Source organism: Spiroplasma endosymbiont of Tiphia femorata (genome assembly GCF_964020225.1).
GTDB lineage: Bacteria > Bacillota_I > Bacilli_A > Mycoplasmatales > VBWQ01 > Spiroplasma_E.
The window spans coordinates 1,070,997-1,090,676 of record NZ_OZ026544.1 but is presented as its reverse complement, the minus strand read 5'-3'; the positions used below and the strand labels follow the sequence as shown (position 1 = coordinate 1,090,676).

Below are 19,680 nucleotides of genomic sequence, written 5' to 3'. Positions count from 1 at the left end.
ATTATGTTATAATAACATCAAACTTAATATAAGTTTTTTACCTATTTACTTTATTTTAAAGTAAATAGGTTTTTTATTCTAAATTTCAAATAAGGAAGATTAAAAGATATGCCCATTATGGAAAAAAGAGAAAAATTAAATAATAAAGTAAAAAATAATGTTACTCCCATTGAACTTATTGCAGCGGGTGTTGCAGCGGGTAGTACTATTGGAGTTGTTACTGGTGCTGCAAAAGTTGTTGGTATTGGTGTTGCGGCTGTTAATTTAGTTGCCTCTACGGTTGCTAATGCTGCTACTATTGTTACTGGTGATGATGGGGGTGATGTTGCTAATATTGTTACTAATGTAGCCTCTATTACTTGTGCAGCCGGAGGGGTTGCTATTCTTGGTACTCCTACTATTATTGGTTTAGTTGCTGTTGGAGCTGCTGTTGGTGCCATTAGTGGTGCTATCGATGGTGGTTTTGAAATAACTCAAATGTTAGCAAAAAAAGATGATGAAAAACAAGAAGAGCAAAAATTAGATTTTGAAGGTTCAAAAAAAATTATAAATTCAAATTTAGAAAATTTATATTCTTCAACAAGTGTATACAATTCTAATACATCAACAATGTAAAAGGTAATTTATTAAAACACATCAATTTCTTCTTTACTAAAAAAATAAAATATATTTTTTAAATTTATTACTTTAAAATAAAGTAATAAATTTTATTTTAATTTTATAGTAGAAAAATGAAAAAAATATTCTTTTTATTACACATTTTTACACTAATAATTTTATATTTATTTTATTTATTAAAAATAAAATAAATAATTGTTTTTTTTAAAAAATATTATATAATTTTATTTGTATTATTTAACTTAAAGTTTAGTATAAATAAACAAAAGGAGAAAATAATCAATATGAAAATTGGAAGAAAGTTAAAAACTTTAAGATTGAAACACAATTTAACTATGGAAGAGTTAGGGAAACGTTGTGATTTATCAAAGGGATTTATTAGTCAGTTAGAGCATGATGTTTCTTCACCTAGTATTGAAACACTAAAAAGTATTTTAGACATTTTTGATTGTCCATTATCAACCTTTTTTGCTGGTGAAGTAAAAGAAAAAATAGTTTTTAAATCACAAGATGTTACTGTTAGTGACGAAGAAGATTATCAAATAAAATGAATTATTCCTAATGCTCAAAAATTAACATTAGAACCAGTAATTTTAAGTTTAAAACCATTTGGTAATTCAAATAAAATTCCGCCATTTCAAGGTCAGATCTTTGGATATGTATTAAGTGGAACAGTATTTGTTCATTATGGTGCAACTAGAGTAAAAGCAGTAGCTAATGAAGCATTTTATATTAAAGGTAATGAAAAACATTATTTAGAAAATCCCAATAATTCAATTGCAACTATTTTATGAGTTTCAAATCCACCAATTTTTTAAACCATTTAAAGGAGGAAATTATGAGTGTAAATATTTTAGAATTACGTAATATTACCAAAGAATATGATGGTAAAGTTGTTTTAAAAGGAATTAGTTTAAATATTCATGAAGGTGAATTTCTTACCATTCTTGGTCCTAGTGGTTGTGGTAAAACAACATTATTAAGGATTATTGCTGGTTTTGAACAACCAAACAATGGTCAATTATTGTTTAAAGGTAAGGATTTAACTAAAATTCCAATTCATAAAAGAGAAATAAATACTATTTTTCAAAATTATGCTTTATTTCCACATTTAAATGTTTTTGATAATATTGCTTATGGTTTAAAGTTAAGAAAAATTGATCGTGAAAAAATCAAAAAAGAAGTTAAAAAAGCTTTAGATTTGGTTAAATTAAATGGTATGGAAGATAAAGATGTTAATGATTTATCTGGTGGTCAAAAACAAAGAGTAGCAGTAGCTAGAGCATTAGTTCTTAATCCTAAAATTTTATTATTAGATGAACCTTTTGCTGCTTTGGATTTGAAATTACGTCAACAAATGCAAGTAGAATTAAAAAAAATTCAAGAAGAAATTAATATTACTTTTATCTTTATTACTCATGATCAAGAAGAAGCATTTATTATGTCAGATCGGGTAGTTGTTTTAAATCAAGGTCAAATTCAACAAATTGGGACACCACAAGATATTTACAATGAGCCTGAAAATAAATGAACATCACAGTTTGTTGGTAGCTCGAATGTTATTGAAAATGGTGTATTTGTTAATGATTATTGTGTTCGTTTTGACGGTAAAAAATTTGCATGCTCTGATACTGGTTTTGGTGAACAAGAACGTAATATTGATATTGTTATTCGACCAGAAGATATTGATTTAGTTAATGCAGGTAGTGGTTTTTTTGATGGAACTATTAAAACTATTGCTTTTAAAGGATTATTATGAGAAATTGAAATTATTGCTAATAAACGCAAATGGATAGTTCATACTACTGATAATTTTGAAGTAGGTAACCGTGTTGGTTTAAAATGAAATGTTGAAGATATTCATGTTATGTGAAAGGAAATTGAAGAGTAAAATGAAAAATTTGTTTAAACGTAATATTAAAACACAAATTTTAAAATCACAAGATATGTTAGTTAATAATTCAAATCCAGAAAAAATTATTGATAATCAAAATAAAAAAAAGTATAGATTTAAAAAATGGTTTAAGCTTAAAAAAAATAATGTTTCTTTACAAGAAGTAGCAAAAAATAAATCGAAAATGAAACGAGTAAAAAAGAAAAAAGCATTGTTATGTTGAAAAAAAACAAACCAAAAAATAAGTTTTATTAAAAATAAAATCAAAGATAAATCAGTAAATTTTGGTTTTAAATCATGAGTTACGCTTGCTTATCCATATTTATTGGTGATGGTAATTTTAATTGTATTGCCATTATTAATTGTAATTTTATATTCAATTATTAAAGCAACTAATAATGCTTGAATATTTCGTTTTACATTTAGTAATTTTAATGTTTTTTTTAAAGAAAATAGTTATGTTATGGTTTTATTACGTTCAATTGGTTATTCATTTGTTGCCACTTTAATTGCTGTTATTTTTGGTTATCCCATTGCTTATATTATGGCTTTTATGTCAACAAAAATTGCTTCAAAAAATATTTGAGTTTTAGTTACTTTACCAATTTGAATTAACATTTTATTACGTACAATTGGATTACAAATTATTTTTAGTATTTTAGGTCCTAATGTTTTATTAGGAACTCCAATTGGTATTATTTTAGCAATGGTTTATATGTTTATGCCTTTCGTTATTTTACCAATTTATAATTCTTTAGAAAAAACAGATCGCAATTTATTAGAAGCAAGTCAAGATTTAGGAGCTTCTAAGATGAAAACATTTTGAAAAGTTACCTTTCGTTTTTCAGTGCCTGGTATTGTTTCTGGTTTTACTTTAATGATGTTAAGTGCTATGACTTCACTAGTAGTAGTTAAATATATTGGTGAAGGAAAAACTATTTTAATTGCAAATATTATTGAATCATATTTTTATCGTGGTGCTAATTTTGCTTATGGTGCTGCTATTTCTGTTATTTTAGGTATTATTGTTTTAATTATTATTTTTACTTTAAAAGCGATTGGTAGTTGAGCTACTGGTAAAAAAATAGGAGGTATTAATTAATGAGATCTTTTTTTAAAAATAGTTATTTAGCTATTATCTTTTTATTATTTTATACTCCAATTTTAGTTTTAATGATATTCTCTTTTAATGGTGGCGATTCAGTTCGTAGTTGAAATTCTTGATCATTGCAACCTTATTACGATTTATTTCAACAAAGTGAACTTTGAGAATCGGTTAGTGTAACATTAATTGTTGCTTTTATTTCTACTTTTGTTGCTGTTATTATTGGTACGTTTGCTGCTTTGGGTTTAAGTAAAACAAAAAAAATAACACGTAATATTACTTTAGGGATTACTAATATTCCTTTAGTTAATGCTGATATTGTTACTGCTGTTTCTTTAATGTTATTATTTATGGCATTTGGTTTTAGTTTTGGTCTTGGAACATTAATTTTCGCTCATATTTCTTTTAATATTCCTTATGTTATTATTACTGTTTTACCAAAAATTAGATCAATAAATATGTCACAATTAGAAGCAAGTCAAGATTTAGGTGCGACACCTTGATATACGTTACGCAAAATTGTATTACCAACAATTAAACCAGCAATTATTGCTGGAGCAGCTATTGCGTTTGCTATGAGTTTTGATGATTTTTTAATTTCTTATTTTACTGGCGGTAATACTTCTAACGTTTCAACTTTTATTTATTCTTTAAAACGAATTAAGCCTTATATTAATGCTTTTTCAACAATAATTATTTTATTAATTGCAGTACTTATTATTTCTTGAAATACTTATGTTCTTTGCAAAAAACAAATTAAACAACGTAATGAAAAAATTGATAAAGGTATTTATCATGATAAAAAAATTATTAAAACTGAGAAGTTGTTAACTAAATATTATTTACAATTAAATGGTTTTAACTATAAAAAGGTTAAGAGTAAAGGTAGAAAACGTAAATCATTATATAGTGATGGTAATTTTGAAATTGTAACTGAGCAAGATATTATTAAAATTCAGGATTATATTAAAAATCACCCGAAACTTATTAATCAAATTTCTAAACTTGAAGCAAAACTTGAGATGGAATCAATTTGAATTGAACATATAAAGAATAAGATTAAAAAAAAGAAAGAGTTAAAAGAAGAACGCTCAAAATCAAGAAGAGAGAAATATCGTTTTTTACTATGACCGTGAAAATTAATTATGATTAGTATCATCTTATTATCAAGTTTTATTAGTTTGGGTGCTTTCTACATTTATACTAATGTTTATGATTTATCAATTGCTAATTGAGGCGAATATATGAATCCCAATATTTTAAAAGAATTTGAAAATAAATATCAAGTTAAAATAAAATATTCAACTTTTGATGATAATGAATCATTGTATGCTAAATTGTATACTACTAGTTATGATGTAATGGTTCCTAGTGATTATATGGTGGCTAAATTAGCAAGTGAAGATAGACTTTTTCCAATTGCATCAAAAAATTCTGTAGGTGATATTGAGTATGATAGTAGAATTGATTTTAATCCCAAAGAAGATATTAATCATGATTTATATGAATTAATGAATAATTATCGAGTTGAAAATAGTGATGGAATTTTAAATGAATTTGGTTTAAATAGTTATAGTATTCCTTATTTTTGAGGTGATGTTGTATTAGTAATTAATACTACTAATACAAATAATCTTAGTGATCTTGGTATTAAAGCTGATGGTTCAAATGTTCAATGAAGTGTTTTAACAGATGCTGCAAAATTAGGTAAACGTATCGTTTTAAATGATGATATGCATAACTTATTTATGACTGCGCTTACTGATTTACACTATAAAAATAAATGAGGAGAAAATAACGGTTCAGGTCAATATAATCAAGTAGGAAATGAATTTAGTGATAATATTAATGCTCATAGTCCAATTGAAATTAAAGATGCAAGTGACTGGTTAGAACCAGTTATCAAAAATAAAAATACAAAATTATTAAATGATGATATTGTTGATGAAATTAGTAATGAAAATAAGTGGGATGTAGCAATGATGTATAACGGTGATTTATTATCTGCAATTGCTGATGATCCTGATTCTTATAATGGTAAGTACCTTGTTGTTAGACCATATATGGGGACTAATGTTTGAAATGATGATATGGTAATTAGTAAAGATTCTCCTCATAAAGATTTATCTTTTAAATTTATTAATTATATAATGCAAAAACAAACACAAGTTGATTTAAGTAGTGAATTTGGTTATACCTCACCTTTACAAGCAGCAATGGATGAAGTTAGTACTAATTTTTCAGCAGAAATTTGAAAGCATGTATATATTCCAAAAAATGGCCAATTACCCGATCCATTAGATCCAAGTAAGCATCATGAAGGATATTTTAACGGTTTATATACTCGTAGTTTTGACCCACAAATGCAAACTGCTTATAATAGATTATTAGCACGTTAATAAAATAAATTGTAATATTAAGTTTAAAAAAATATAAAAAAATATTGTAACTTATAGTATAATTTAATACGAAAGGGGTTAATTCATTGTGGCACGTCGTAAAAAGTGAGAAAAAGAAGACAAAGAAAAAATATGAAACTATTCTATTCAAAAAATGGAGAAATATTTTAAAGGATTATCTGAATTTTGAACATTGAATGTGCAAGCTCCTTGTCCGTGGTGTTGTTTGCCAATGATAAAAGGTGCTTATCAAGGTGAACAACCAACTTCAGCATTTGCTTGAAATATTGATCACATTGATGGTGATCCAAATAATAATAGTTTAGAAAATTTACAACCAATGCATGTTGAATGTAATATTAAAAAAAATTAATCATAATTTAAAAATTCAATGACTATTTAATTTAATCATTGAATTTTTAATTTAATTTTTATCTTAATTAAGAAAAATTATTTTGAAAATTATTTTACTATTAGTGTTCTTTTTAATTAAAAATATTCAATCTTTTTTTAAAAAGAATATTGTCTTTTTTTATAATAAGTGTAATATTATTTTTAAGGACAGAGTATTTCTTTCCTTATAATTTTAATAGGTGTATAGCAAAGTTTATATGATTATTAAAATTATTAATATTAAAATATAAAAACTAAATTTAATTGGTTTACTTTAAACCTTAGTTTTATTTTATTAAAACTAAGGTTTAAACTATTTTAATATTTTTTCCTATTTTAATATTTTAGTTAAAAATAGCAAGTTAAAGCGTTAAGCTATATTTTTCACTTTAGATTATTTTAAAAATAATGCTAGGAAAGGATTGTTAAAATGAAATATAAAATAAATAGTAATAGCCCGAGTAAAGATATGGTTAATCAGGATAAACATAAAAAAATAAAAACAGGATCTAATTCAATATATACAATTAATGTTAAAAAAAATAAGAAGAAAAGAATCTTATTATTTTCGTTGTATTTATTAGCATTTGGTTCTACAACAGTTACTACGATATTACTCTTACATACTACTGCTGCTTTCAATAATTCTGAATTTAATCCGAATTCTAATAATAAATTATGAGATGATTATTATCAAAAGCATCATCGTAACTCTAAACCTATTAGTTTAAATTCTACTATTGCTTATTTTAGTAAATCAACAAATATTGTTAATTTTAATGTTATTGAAAATGCTGCTGATAATGGTAATATTGATTTTACAAATGTTTTAAGTAGTATTGATAATAATTTACAAAAAACTGTTCCTAAAATTGAAAGTGATATTGATAATGATAATTTAACTTTATTACCAATTAATTTTTTCTTAAATGCTAATTATAATCCAGCAGTTAAGTTTACTGTTGGTAAGGATAAAAAGCCGATAACTAATACTTCTTTTATTTTGCCAAAGAACTTTAATGAGTCTAAAAGTTATGTTTTAAATTTAACAACTAATGATCAAGCATCAATTTTTGGTATTGAAAATACTAACGTTAATATCGAAATTAATATTAATATTATAAATCAAGTTGCAATTAATATTGCTAGTTTACCAGTTAACTTTCCTGATAAAATTATTAATATTACTAATCCTGAAAATGCTACTATTGATTCAATAAAAGATAAATGATTAATTCCAACAATTCAAGATCAATTTGAAACAACTTTAAGTAAAGCATTAAATGTACCCAAAAAAGAAATTAAACATAATTATTACGAAATTGAATTTCAAAATAGTTCAGAACCAAAAAATTTTACTACATCTGTTCCTGTTCAATTTTCAATTACGTCTTTAGATAATAATCCTTGAAACTTTACAGGAAAAAAAGATAATTGCACTATAAATGTTAAAAATGATATTGCTGATTTAAGTAGCATGAAAGAATTAACTAATGAAATTGAAACACAATATAATAATGATAAAGATAATAAAAACTTTCAAATTACTTTAGATAATCAAAAAGATAAAAATGGTAATTTTATTAATGCCGATAGTAAATTATCAGAAGAAGATGTTAAATTTGTTAATAGTCAAATTATTGAGAGTGTAAAGAAGATTTGTCAATCTTATTTCCAAAAAAATTATTCAGATCTTAATATTAAAGATAGTGATTATACAATATCAACAAATTTAAATGTTGGTAATAATATTTTTAATAATAAATTAGGTAAAAATATTGAAATAACAATAAAAGCTGCTGATAATAGTTATAAATTAGATGGTTCTTTAAGTGCTAAAGCTATTGTTCATGGTCATAATAAAAATAATATTACTGGTAATTATCCTTCGCCAAAAGATTTTGCATTAAAAGGTATTTGATTAAAAGATGGTCAAGATGCAAATATTTTACAAGAAGGTCAACATTTTTATGAACAAGATAATTTATTAGGTAATTGAATTACTAATAAAGATAGTTTATTAAATACAATTAATAACAATTCTTATCGTCCAGTTGAGAATGCATTTACTGGACAGTTCACTATGAATTATTTATTAGATGGTGACACAAAACCAAGTGGTATGTCAGTTGATATTAGTAAAGATATTAAAGGTGGTAAGGTAAATAATTTCTGAGATTTAATTACTCAAACAAAAAGTATTTTTCTAGAAACCGATGTTGCAGTAACAACAAAATCGGGTTGAGAGTTAAATAATGTAAAACTAGTATTTACTGACAGCGAAACACAACCAACTAAAGATAATACACTTTATACTCTTGATTTATCAGAAAGGTTTGCTGGCAAAACTATTAGTGATCGTGCTACTTTAACATTCCCTGATTTTAATTTTAATTTTAATTTCCAGTTAGTAAGTTAAAAAAAGGAAAAAGTAATATGAAACAATTATTAATCATTTTAAGTACATTAACAACATTAACTTTGGCAAGTAATAGTATTATTAATACTATTGATGATACTAATACTACCATTAATAAATTATTAGCAAATAAATCATCAATAAGTGATTCTGTAACTTCATTATTTAATAATCAATATGGCTATTTAAATGATAGTGATATAATAACTAATCAATCAATAACTGATCATAAGTTTTATAGTTATGACACATCAGCTTTAAAAAGTTATACTTTTGCTAATGCAAGAGATGTTTTTTTAGTAAATAATGAAGGAACTTTAATTTATAATCCTGATGTTATTATTCCTGCTGATCAAAAATTAAATATTGAAAATACGATGCAAGAAATGATTAGTCATAAAAAAATAACTACAGTTAAAGCAAATTACAATTCTTATAGTAATAGTCAGTATTCATCTACTGATTTTAGTGGTGATAATACTGATTGACAATATTTGCAATTTGGTGGAGTTGAAAAACATATTGATATTTCACAACAAGTAGGTGCTGATAAAGTTGAATATAGCAATAGTTTAAGCGAAACATCAGGTTTATATTATATTGCTAAAGCAGTAATTGAAAATAAGATTAGTCAGTCAGTTGCTATTAATTTGGGAATATATTTTATAGCACAAAGTAGTTTAAAAGGAAAAATTAATAATGAATTAATTACTAAAATTATTGATTTAATTATTAATAATAAATACGTTTATAATTTTATGTTAAATATGCCATTTTCAAATGATGATACAAGTTATGTCATTAGTTATATTTTTGATCATAATAATAATATTATTGAGTTAAATTATAATCATTATAGTTACGAAAAAAGTAATACAAGTAATTTTGAAACTCATGTTAGTCCTGGTCCTTTTGCTTCAGTTGATTATACAGGTGATATTTATATTAATTATCAGGATTTATATTATTTAATTAATAATCAAAATAATTGAGATGTAATTTATAAGTATTTTATTAATGGAAACTTATTTGATTATAGTAATATGGAGCATGAAATTGGTGATAATTGAACTTTTAAAAATTTTTGAAATTCTATATTTAAAGATAATTTAACAAAATTTTTAAATAATGTGGGTGTTAATGGAATAATAATTCATATTGACTGTTATGGTACAGATATATGACATCCTTCTTTAATTAATACATTTTATATTAAAAGTATTTCTCAATGAAATTAAGTACTTACATACTAAATTTAGTTTTTAAAATAAGCATTTTATTAATCTTCTTAAATAAAATTAATAAAGTGTTATATTTAGTATAGATTAGTCAGATATTTTTTATAAAATAATTTTGGGATGGTAACAAAAACGGAGGATATAATTACTTTTTAAACATTTCTTTTAAATTATAGACAAGAAATAATTGTAATTATATGCAATTGTAAGTAAATATTACTACTAAATTAAATTAATTTCAATTAAAATACAAATATTAAAAAATCAATAAGAAAATTTAATATAAATACACAACAAAAATTCTTATTAACTTTTAATTAATAAGTTTTTAATATTTTAATAAAAATAAAAATTTTGATTATGTTTTAGAATTGACAAGATTACACTTAAAAATAACCATTTTAATATAAATATCTATGCTATATGTTCTATTACCAAGCATTTCTTTTAAAATATATCAAATATTACTTTCAGCAAAAGTACCAATATTTCATTTTGCACCTTGATTTTCAATTCCTTGTTTATTATTTTTAAAATATTGTTTTTTTAATTTTTTATGATTTTTTAATATTTCATTCATATACTTTATTAATTCATCATATTGACCATTTTCAATAAAGTTTCTACAAGTATTATATTCTTCAAAATATTTTCCTTTGTTTCCAGCAATAATTCCTACATACAACTTTTTAACTAAATGGAATTTATCTAAAACAAATTGTGCATCTAAATAATTAGCAACATCTTTAATTCATTCTGCACTATCACCACAAATAATGATTTTTGCTTGGTCAAAATTTTCAAAAAATCTATTTCCTTGTTCTAAAATAAATTCAGCAGTTTTTTGAACTCCAATTTTAGTTTTTGTTGGTCTTATTATTACATCTACTCTTTTATTAACTAATTTATGATTAACATTATCTGTACAAAATAACACTAAACGCATTGAATATTTACCAGAATTTCGTTTAAATTTTCAAAACTTTCGATGTCCATCATCAATACTAATATAAATAAATTGATTTGGTTCTAATTTTATTTTAGGAACATCTAATTTACTAACTTGATATTCTTGAAATAATCTACTAATACTTGTTGTGCTAAATTTTGTTTGTTTCATAGTATGTAAAATGTCAATATACCTTTTTCCATCTGCAAAATGTTCAATAACATTATTTTTGATATCCTGACAAGTCCTTTTGTATTTAGGTAATTGCAATTTTTCATCTAATAAACAAATAGGAACTCATTTTTTTAATTGTTCATCATAATATTTATAATCACGACATTTATAAGTAACAAGACCATTGATAGTATTTCTAGTTCTTGTTTTAATTTTAACGGGGATATATTTTCTATCTCTTTCTTTTAAGATTCTTCAATCTGTTTTTTCTCATTGATTTTTTACATCATCTCTAAATGATTGATACATTCTTTTTGTTGCTTCTTTTAAAGTTCATAAATAATTAAAACTCATATTTTTTCTCCTAACTTTTTTTAAATTTTAAATTTATTGTAAATATATTTAAAAAATTAATTTACTTTTTTATTATAAACATATATAAGTGTAATTTAAAATTAAATCAAAACTTTTTAAAAAACGACTTTCATATTTAAAATATAATAAACAATTTCAATATAATTAATAGTATAGGTATCATAAAATAAACGCCTTTAATTTAGGCGTTATTTTGCATTTAAAAGCATACTTGTAAAAATAATGAAAAATAGTACAATTTAGAAATAAAATTAAGAAAAAAGGAGTAATTAAACATGAATGAACAAAATTCTGAATTACATTATGCTAAAAATATAGCAAAACAAAGAAAAACACAAAGGAATATATTTATTGGTATATCTACATTTATGACTGTATTATTTATTATTTCAGCAACAGCATTAGGTCTTGCTTGTAAAGACGGAAGACAAAAATTAAGTTTTTATTTAAAACCCGACCATACAGCAGTCTGGGGGGGCAACTATATGAGAACATCGTTATGACCATAATATAATTTCATTATATTTTGCAAATAAAAAAGGTGATAAAACAGATATCAAATGAGATGGTACTTATCCTAATGGATATTTTAATAATTAAATTTCAATATTAATATAAGATAATGTTTCATCATTTGAATTAAATAATTGAATATTATTAATATTTATGGTTTTACTTTCTGTTTCTAGCAGAATATCATAATTACCAATACCAAAAATTCCGGAAATTTCTAGTTTATGTAAATTAGAAATTTCTTTTTCTATATTGAATTTAATTTCATTACTAAAATAATCTTTTTGCACGAAATTAAATCAATCTCAACTTGAAAAATATTGTTTTTGACTATTAAATAATTTTAATAACTCTAAAACGTTATTAATTATACTTTTAACCATATATTTACCATATTCACCATTATTTAAACTAATATCTTGTGGTAATAATGAAGGTATGTTATTACTTTCTAGATTATTAGTTAATGATAATCAATTAAATTGGTTATTACTTAGTTTAAATCATTCATTTTGACTAATATTCTTATTTTTAACTTTAATATTATTAGGGTCAGTAAAATCAAAATACTCAGATTTTAAAACAACATAAACATTATCAAAACTTCATCTATCATGACTTGATTTTCTTGTTGGTTTTGATTTTAATTCAAAGTAATAAGGTAATAATAATTTATAGTCATCATCTAAACCTTTATTAATTGATAAATAAGAAAGTATACAATTTGATAACATCATAATTACTTGTTTAAAAATTTTTACTTTTGAATTATTAATAAAATTAGGATTGTCTAATTTTCATTGTTCAAATAAATTATTAATTACATCATGTGGTTTTTGATTTTCAAACTCATTTCTTAATTTTGTAATATCAGGTGTTTCTTTAACATCTGGATTTGCATCATATTTTGGGTCATAACCTTTAAAATTTGCTTGATAATTATAAGTATAACCTAACATATCCATTAATAATTTTCCCAATGTTGTAGTTGGTTTAATTTTATCGTAAGTTAAAACTACACTATCAATTTCATTGATTTTTCAATGTGTTTGTGCAGTTGCTTGTCCTTCTGCAACTTTAATAGTTCACTTTTTATTTTCTAATAATCTAGGACAGTTAGGACCACATGAAGTATCAGTATCTGCTGAAATATAACTACTTTCATCATTTTTTGAAAAAATAAAATTCATTTCTTTTTGAATATTAGTTTGTTGGTTTTTTTCATTAGTAACGATTGTTTCAACATTTTTTAATTCAATTTTTTTAACGTGTTTAAATTCTTGTGATGGTGGATTAGGTATAATTTCACCAATATCTAAATATTCTAAAATAGAATTTTGATTAATGAAATTTTTAGCAATATTTCACTCTAAAATTTGGTCACTAAATCATTGTTGTAAAATATTAACTTTTGGTTGAGTTTGAATTGGTAAAGCATATAATGGAAATAATTGGTTATCATCAGCAATTAATAAATTTGGTGATACTTTTAATCCATCAATTTCACCATTTACTTTTATATTGCCAAATAACATTGTTTTAGGAAATTTTAAAGTTATACTTTTAACCTTGGTATCTTTGTCTAATGGTTTTTGTAATTTAATAATAATTGGATAACCATCTCTTGTTTTAAAATCTTTAATTTTAATAATAGTAATACTTTTAGTACTTCTTGTTTTTGGATTTTGATAAGGTTGTGAATAGTTATTAATGATATATAAATTATCAATATTATTTTCAGTTAATGGTTCATTAATAGATACTGCATATAACTTAAATTGATTTAATAAATTTATTTCTTGAAATATTAAATTTTTAATATCAGTCATACTATATTCAATTGTATTATCATTAATATTAGTACTTGCTCTTTGATTTAATTGCATAGTAAAGTCTGATGTTTCAGCAGCAGTAGTTTTTAATACTTTATCAATATCAATAAAACCTATTTTAATAGTATTTGCTGAAAATCTTAAACTATTATTTTCATTATTTTTAAATAAACGCTCAATTTCATAAATATAAATTGTTCTTTTTTTAAATTCATCGTATGCTCTATTAATATCTGGGTCACTAGTAGCACCCATCATATTAGTAAAATCATATGGAATATTATCAATTAAATAATCATTTTCTACTTCTGCTTGATTAAGTTTAGTTTGCTTCTGTTTCTGTGGAAACTTCGTTTGTGGTTTGTTGTTGTTTTCCATTGTTATCTCCTATTAATTGGTTATTTTCGGGATTAAATAATTTTAATTTAACTGTTAAATTATTAATTTCTTGTTCATCATTAATATTAAATGTTTTACTATTTAATAAATCTTTATCAATTTTCACTAATATTTGAATAAATTTAAGAATATCAATATTAAATTGTCATAATTTTTGTTCAATATAATTAATAGTTGAAATATTAACTGCTGTACTTTCGGGAACTGATTGTTGTGCAGATTTCTTTTGACTTGGTATATGAATACCACAACGTTTAAATATTTCATTAACATTTCAATCATATATATCAGTTAAATTTTTACCTTTAAAATTACTATTTGTCATATTGATATTTTCGTTTTGTTCATTATTATCTCCACCACTTTTAAATATGTAGTTTTTAGTAACCAAAGTTCTTACTGCTTCTTCTAATGCTGATTGAACATTACCATAAGTTTGACTAAATATAAATTTAGGTGAGTTTAAAATAGTATCTAAAACAATTTGTTCATAAATAACATCTAATGCTTTAATTTTATCCATTACTTTATCACAATCTGCTTGTTCATTTGCTTTATTTCTCATAATTGCTATTGGTATATAGTTAATGTTTAATGTTTGTTCTTGTGATAAATTAGGATTATTAATGTATGATTTAAAATCTAATGGAAATTGTTTTTTATTATCACTAATACTATAAATTGCACGATTAATTGTTACTTGTTCATTATTTAATGTATAAACTTCGAATAATCTTACAGTTTGTGCATTTTGTTGATAACTATCATAAAAAATAGTACATTCAATTAATTTACCAGTAATATCATAAACTCTTTGTTGTATATCAACTACTTGAAAATATAAATTATCATTTGCAATATAAATTAAATAACCACTAATTCCTAATTTACTTAATTTAAAAATAGAATTTCAATTTTTTCTATAAAATTCTTGTTGAATTAAATATTGTTTAATGGTTTCATTATTAATTTCTAATGGAGCATTATATAAATTAGCATTATTTTCTGCTACAAAATCAGTAAAATAAGTTTCATGGTTAAAATCATTAAAACCAAAATAATTTAAAATAGAAGCATGTGTACTTTTATTTTTATTAGTTAAAAATTTTAATTTTTCACTTTGATTATCATTAATATTATTTTTTTCTTTTCTTTTAAATAAACTTAGCATAATATTCACCACCTTTCTTTAAAATATTTGATTAATTTTTAATATAATTTTTACAATAATGAATATAATTAAACCAGCAGTTGCTGATGATAGAATTACTCCAATTAAACCTAAAATAATTTTTATAATTTTAAAAAACATAATATTATTCCTGTAATTCTTCTAATTTTCATACATTACCTTTTAAATTACCTTTTCCACTATAAATAGTAATCAATTTAGCATGTTGAACTGATAAAATTACTATATTAACACTATCATTAAAGGTTTGTATTGGTACACCAGCAATTTTGTTATCCGTTATAATAAATTCTTGAATAGTATAAACTGGATTATATATACTTCAAGAATAATAAACTCTATAATGTTTATTAACTATAAAATCATAAGTAATTTGTCAATTATCTCATTTATTTTTTTCTCTTGTTCCTACATCTTTTCATTGTTGATTATTTGGACTTGGTGTTGGATTATCTGGTAATTCAATATCTCAACAATTTTCTTCAACTTCATTTGTTTCTAAACTTTTTGAATTAATTTTTATTTTTGGTGTAACATCAACTTTAATTGTATTTTGTAATTCTTCTAATGAAAGAATAGCACCATAATTAATATCTCCACCTTTTAAATATTAAACTACAATTAAAACTACTTTCTCTAACAGTTAAAGTTAATATTACATCTTCATCTTTAATTTTAAATTTTGCAAGTAAATAATCTCCACCTAAATAATTACCAGTTTTAAATTCTACTTTATGATTTATATTTGCTTGATTTACTGGTAATTCATCTAATGTTATAATTACTCTATATACAGTATTAAAATTAATTTCAAACGTATCTCATTCACGATTATTTTTACTTTTACTTATTACTTTTCATATTTCTTTATCTTGTTTTTTATCAATATTTGCTTTATTTTCATTAATAGCACCAGCAACAGTTTTATTAATAGTTTCTAAATTAGGGATTTCTTGACTTACAGCATTCAATTGAAATGCAATAGGGAATTGTGACTTTACATCTTCTAATTTTTTATCAATTTCTGGTTTTGTATAATATTTAGTTGGGTCAACTCCACCACCACTATCTTTAATTCATTGTTTAATAAATTTAGTTGGTGGAATATCTAAATCACCCGTAAATAAACCAGTTCCTAATTCTCTATATTGTAAAACTTTATAAGTAATATCTTCTTTAATTAAAGATAATTTATCTTGTTTTTTATCTAATAAATTATTAGTTTCTAGTTTTGTATAATAATCACGTTCAGTATTTTCTTCTGCTATAAATTCAGTTGGTGTTCCAGTACCTTGATATTGATATATATTATGAATTATTGGTGTATACTTTTTTGTGCTATTAGCAACAATAAATTTTATTAAATTATCATCATATAATAACATTACTTTGTCAATATTAACATCAATTTTTTCAATTATTATTTGTCTATTTTCTATTTGATGATTAGTAATTCTTATATTAGATTTAGTTAATTTATTATTACTTATAATAAGTTGTTTACTATCGATAAAATAATATGTTCAATCAATAATATATCATATATCTGTTTTAATATTTTCATTTTTAACTTTTTTTCATAAAGGACTAGTTTCAATATTAAATCAATTATTTTTAATATCATCAATATTTTGTTTATTAATATCAACTTTATTTTCTAATAATTTAATACTATTTTCATTAGTAGTAATTCTTTTTTGTTGTTTAGCAGAAAAGTCAGCAGTCGCAGCATGAGTAAAATCACCAATTTGTGGATTATTTTGTAATGCTTCTGGTGGTAATGTACCAATTTCATCAGGTCAATCTAAAATCATTGTTTCAGTTTTTGGGTCATAATCAGTTGCAACATAACCTTTATTTATAAAGTTTGTAACACGACCCCTATATATCTCATTTTCGTTATCATTAACTAAATCATCATATAATTTTATTTGTTTTGATAATGTAAATTCTTTTTGTTCTTTAATTAATTCATCAACTTGATTTCTAGTATAAAATACTTTTAAGTCAATTTTTTCAATATCTATTTCATCTTGATTATAATTTGAAAATACTTGTTTTAATTCTGTTAATCTTGCTCATATTTTCATTCTACTTGGTGCTAAATCTCAAACATTAATTGTAGGAATACTACTTGCATTAAATGATGTACCATTATTGAATTGAATAGTAGCATCAACATTAAATTCAATTGGTGTACGATTAAATACTCAATGTTCAACCATTACATAAACCATATCTCTTAAAGTTTCTTTAATTAATTCATCTTTAAAACTATCAAAAGGAAATTTAGATAAAATAAAATCAAGATAAGCATTAATATCATTTTGAGCGCGAATAGCAAAAGTTGTAAATCAGTCTTTTACATTAGGTCATGTATTTATATATTGCGGTGGAGTTTCTGTAATTTTTCCAGTTAATGGATATCAGTTATTATAATTTTCAAGACTGACATCAGTTCAAAGTTTATTAATCATAATTTATCATTCCTTAAAAAATGCTTTTTTATAATGTTTAGTTTTTGTTTTAGTTTTCCTATGTGATATATGGATAATTTCTTTTTGTAATTTTTTCTTACCTTTTTCTACAACTTGACTATATGCAAATTTTTCTAAATGATGTAATAGTCCAGTACCAAATAAAGTATTAACTGAAAATTTTAAACCAACACTTTTAAATGATTTATTAATATTTTCAATAGGATTATTAATAACATTTACTACTTTATGATAAGTTCTAATAGTTCTAAATATTTCTCTATATACTTTAAAACTATCTCTAATTACTTGTTGCACCACTGGTGGAGCAAATGCTATTGCTTTTAATCATTTATTACGATTAACACCATAACCAATGTATCAACCACTATATCAACGATATCAATGAAATGGATGTATTTGAGTAACAAAAGTTTTTGCTTTAAGAATACTATCAACAACTGTAATTGGTTTATACTTAGGATTACGATGATAAATAGTAATTGCACATTTGTCTAATGATAAAGGTTGAATTTTACAACCCATAAATACTGGTGAATTTAGTGGAATTAATTGTGCATGTTTAATTGCTCTTTTTTCTGCACTAGTAAATAAATCTGTTGCTTTTTCTTTTAATTTATTAATTTTTTCAAATGCTTGTTTTTCTAATTTTTCAAATTTTTCTTGTAATTTATATATACTTTCTCGTAATTTTTCAAAATATGGTGTATCTTTTCAAAATTTATTTAAACCTTTTTTTAAATAAAATCTAATATCAAAATACTTAAAAATTTTATTTGCATTTAAAACAATTTTATGAATTGAACTATTTTTAAAATTAAATTTAATAGCATTAGCACGAATTTTTTGTAAATCTAAAATTAAAGTTTTTCCATATCTATTCTCTGTATGTATTGTATGAACTAAATTTAATCAATCATGTTGGTTCATTTTTAATACTTCTTTTAATTCAGTATTATATTTTTTTAAAAAGTTATTTGCTTTTTCAATATCTTTAATTTTAAACTTTGGAGTTAATTGTGGACTTAATTTTATTAATGTATTTTGTAATGATAAATATTCTTTTATTTGTTGTGATTTTAAAGATTTAAAATTATTTTTAAATTGTTTTTCAGCAACATAACCTAAATTTTGTGTTATTGTTTCACGATTAGGTGCCAAACTATAATTAAATAAATAACGTTTATTACCAATGATTTTATCTGTTAAAATTTCTTTTCCACTTACTTGACTAATAATTTCTTGTAAATTTTTTGCTTCTTTAACACCAATTTGTTCTAATGTTTTAGTTTTTTGTGCTAATTTAATAAATTTAGTTGTACGATAACCACGACTAATTTTATTCAGTCCAGCAAATGCAGGTAATATATTAAAAAAAGTATTTAATGGTGTTACATTTCCTTTTAAATAATCATAAACTTGATTAATAGTAAAATCAGTTGTAGCATAAATACCAAAATTAATAGTACTTGCAATAAAATCACTTGCACCTAATCCAAGTGCTATACTTTCACTTAAACCACCAGTAAAAGGAGCAAGTGCTACTGCTATTACTTGTACACCAATCATTTCTAAAATTTCTCATCAAAAACTTTTATTTTCTTGTTGGTTACTTGTTCTAGTATGTTTTGGTTTATTTATGTTTAAAAGTATTGCTGTACTAGTTGTACCAATTGGCATGA

The 19,680-nt window shown here is 23.1% G+C and carries 15 protein-coding genes; 9 read left to right on the top strand and 6 right to left on the bottom strand.

The window, feature by feature from the left end; genetic code table 4:
* Positions 1-108: 108 nt before the first annotated feature.
* The 8 genes from AACK83_RS06760 to AACK83_RS06725 all read left to right on the top strand — a co-directional run bounded on the left by AACK83_RS06760 (position 109) and on the right by AACK83_RS06725 (position 10,066).
* Entirely contained in the window at positions 109-615 is a 507-nt protein-coding gene (locus AACK83_RS06760; RefSeq protein WP_338957170.1) for a hypothetical protein, read from the top strand.
* A gap of 287 nt (positions 616-902) precedes the next feature.
* Positions 903-1,436, top strand: coding sequence for an XRE family transcriptional regulator (locus AACK83_RS06755; RefSeq protein WP_338957168.1), 534 nt, complete (start codon positions 903-905; stop codon positions 1,434-1,436).
* 20 nt (positions 1,437-1,456) lie between these two features.
* Complete coding sequence (gene potA, locus AACK83_RS06750) at positions 1,457-2,509, top strand: spermidine/putrescine ABC transporter ATP-binding protein (protein WP_286640486.1); 1,053 nt, start codon at positions 1,457-1,459, stop codon at positions 2,507-2,509.
* Position 2,510: 1 nt separating this feature from the next.
* Entirely contained in the window at positions 2,511-3,614 is a 1,104-nt protein-coding gene (gene potB / locus AACK83_RS06745) for a spermidine/putrescine ABC transporter permease (RefSeq protein ID WP_338957161.1), read from the top strand.
* Complete coding sequence (locus tag AACK83_RS06740; RefSeq protein WP_338957159.1) at positions 3,614-6,016, top strand: extracellular solute-binding protein; 2,403 nt, start codon at positions 3,614-3,616, stop codon at positions 6,014-6,016. Before potB ends, AACK83_RS06740 begins: the two co-directional genes overlap by 1 nt.
* Before the next feature lie 88 nt (positions 6,017-6,104).
* Positions 6,105-6,389: an HNH endonuclease signature motif containing protein gene (locus AACK83_RS06735; RefSeq protein ID WP_252319983.1), complete on the top strand. Its 285-nt coding sequence runs from the start codon at positions 6,105-6,107 to the stop codon at positions 6,387-6,389.
* Between the two features lie 450 nt (positions 6,390-6,839).
* Positions 6,840-8,828, top strand: a complete 1,989-nt coding sequence (locus AACK83_RS06730) for a hypothetical protein (RefSeq protein WP_338957157.1) — start codon at positions 6,840-6,842, stop codon at positions 8,826-8,828.
* A 17-nt stretch (positions 8,829-8,845) separates the two neighbouring features.
* Positions 8,846-10,066, top strand: coding sequence for a hypothetical protein (locus tag AACK83_RS06725; RefSeq protein ID WP_338957154.1), 1,221 nt, complete (start codon positions 8,846-8,848; stop codon positions 10,064-10,066).
* 358 nt (positions 10,067-10,424) lie between these two features.
* On the opposite strand, the gene AACK83_RS06720 is transcribed toward AACK83_RS06725, so the two are convergent.
* Positions 10,425-11,543: an Mbov_0401 family ICE element transposase-like protein gene (locus tag AACK83_RS06720; RefSeq protein WP_338956980.1), complete on the bottom strand. Its 1,119-nt coding sequence runs from the start codon at positions 11,541-11,543 to the stop codon at positions 10,425-10,427.
* Between the two features lie 296 nt (positions 11,544-11,839).
* On the opposite strand from AACK83_RS06720, the gene AACK83_RS06715 reads away from it, so the two are divergent.
* The gene (locus AACK83_RS06715) at positions 11,840-12,073 is read left to right on the top strand and encodes a hypothetical protein (protein WP_338956981.1); all 234 of its coding nucleotides are present in this window, start codon (positions 11,840-11,842) and stop codon (positions 12,071-12,073) included.
* Positions 12,074-12,160: 87 nt separating this feature from the next.
* On the opposite strand, the gene AACK83_RS06710 is transcribed toward AACK83_RS06715, so the two are convergent.
* From AACK83_RS06710 to AACK83_RS06690, 5 genes are all read right to left on the bottom strand, one after another.
* On the bottom strand, positions 12,161-14,287 hold the full coding sequence (locus tag AACK83_RS06710) for a hypothetical protein (RefSeq protein WP_338957151.1): 2,127 nt from the start codon (positions 14,285-14,287) through the stop codon (positions 12,161-12,163).
* A complete protein-coding gene (locus AACK83_RS06705) occupies positions 14,232-15,479 on the bottom strand; it encodes a hypothetical protein (protein ID WP_338957148.1) in 1,248 nt (415 codons plus the stop codon). The genes AACK83_RS06710 and AACK83_RS06705 overlap by 56 nt, the downstream gene beginning before the upstream one ends.
* Before the next feature lie 18 nt (positions 15,480-15,497).
* The gene (locus tag AACK83_RS06700) at positions 15,498-15,620 is read right to left on the bottom strand and encodes a hypothetical protein (RefSeq protein ID WP_255495924.1); all 123 of its coding nucleotides are present in this window, start codon (positions 15,618-15,620) and stop codon (positions 15,498-15,500) included.
* A 467-nt stretch (positions 15,621-16,087) separates the two neighbouring features.
* Positions 16,088-17,977, bottom strand: a complete 1,890-nt coding sequence (locus AACK83_RS06695) for a hypothetical protein (RefSeq protein ID WP_338957147.1) — start codon at positions 17,975-17,977, stop codon at positions 16,088-16,090.
* Positions 17,978-17,980: 3 nt separating this feature from the next.
* The gene (locus AACK83_RS06690; RefSeq protein ID WP_338957146.1) at positions 17,981-19,678 is read right to left on the bottom strand and encodes a hypothetical protein; all 1,698 of its coding nucleotides are present in this window, start codon (positions 19,676-19,678) and stop codon (positions 17,981-17,983) included.
* Positions 19,679-19,680: the final 2 nt, after the last annotated feature.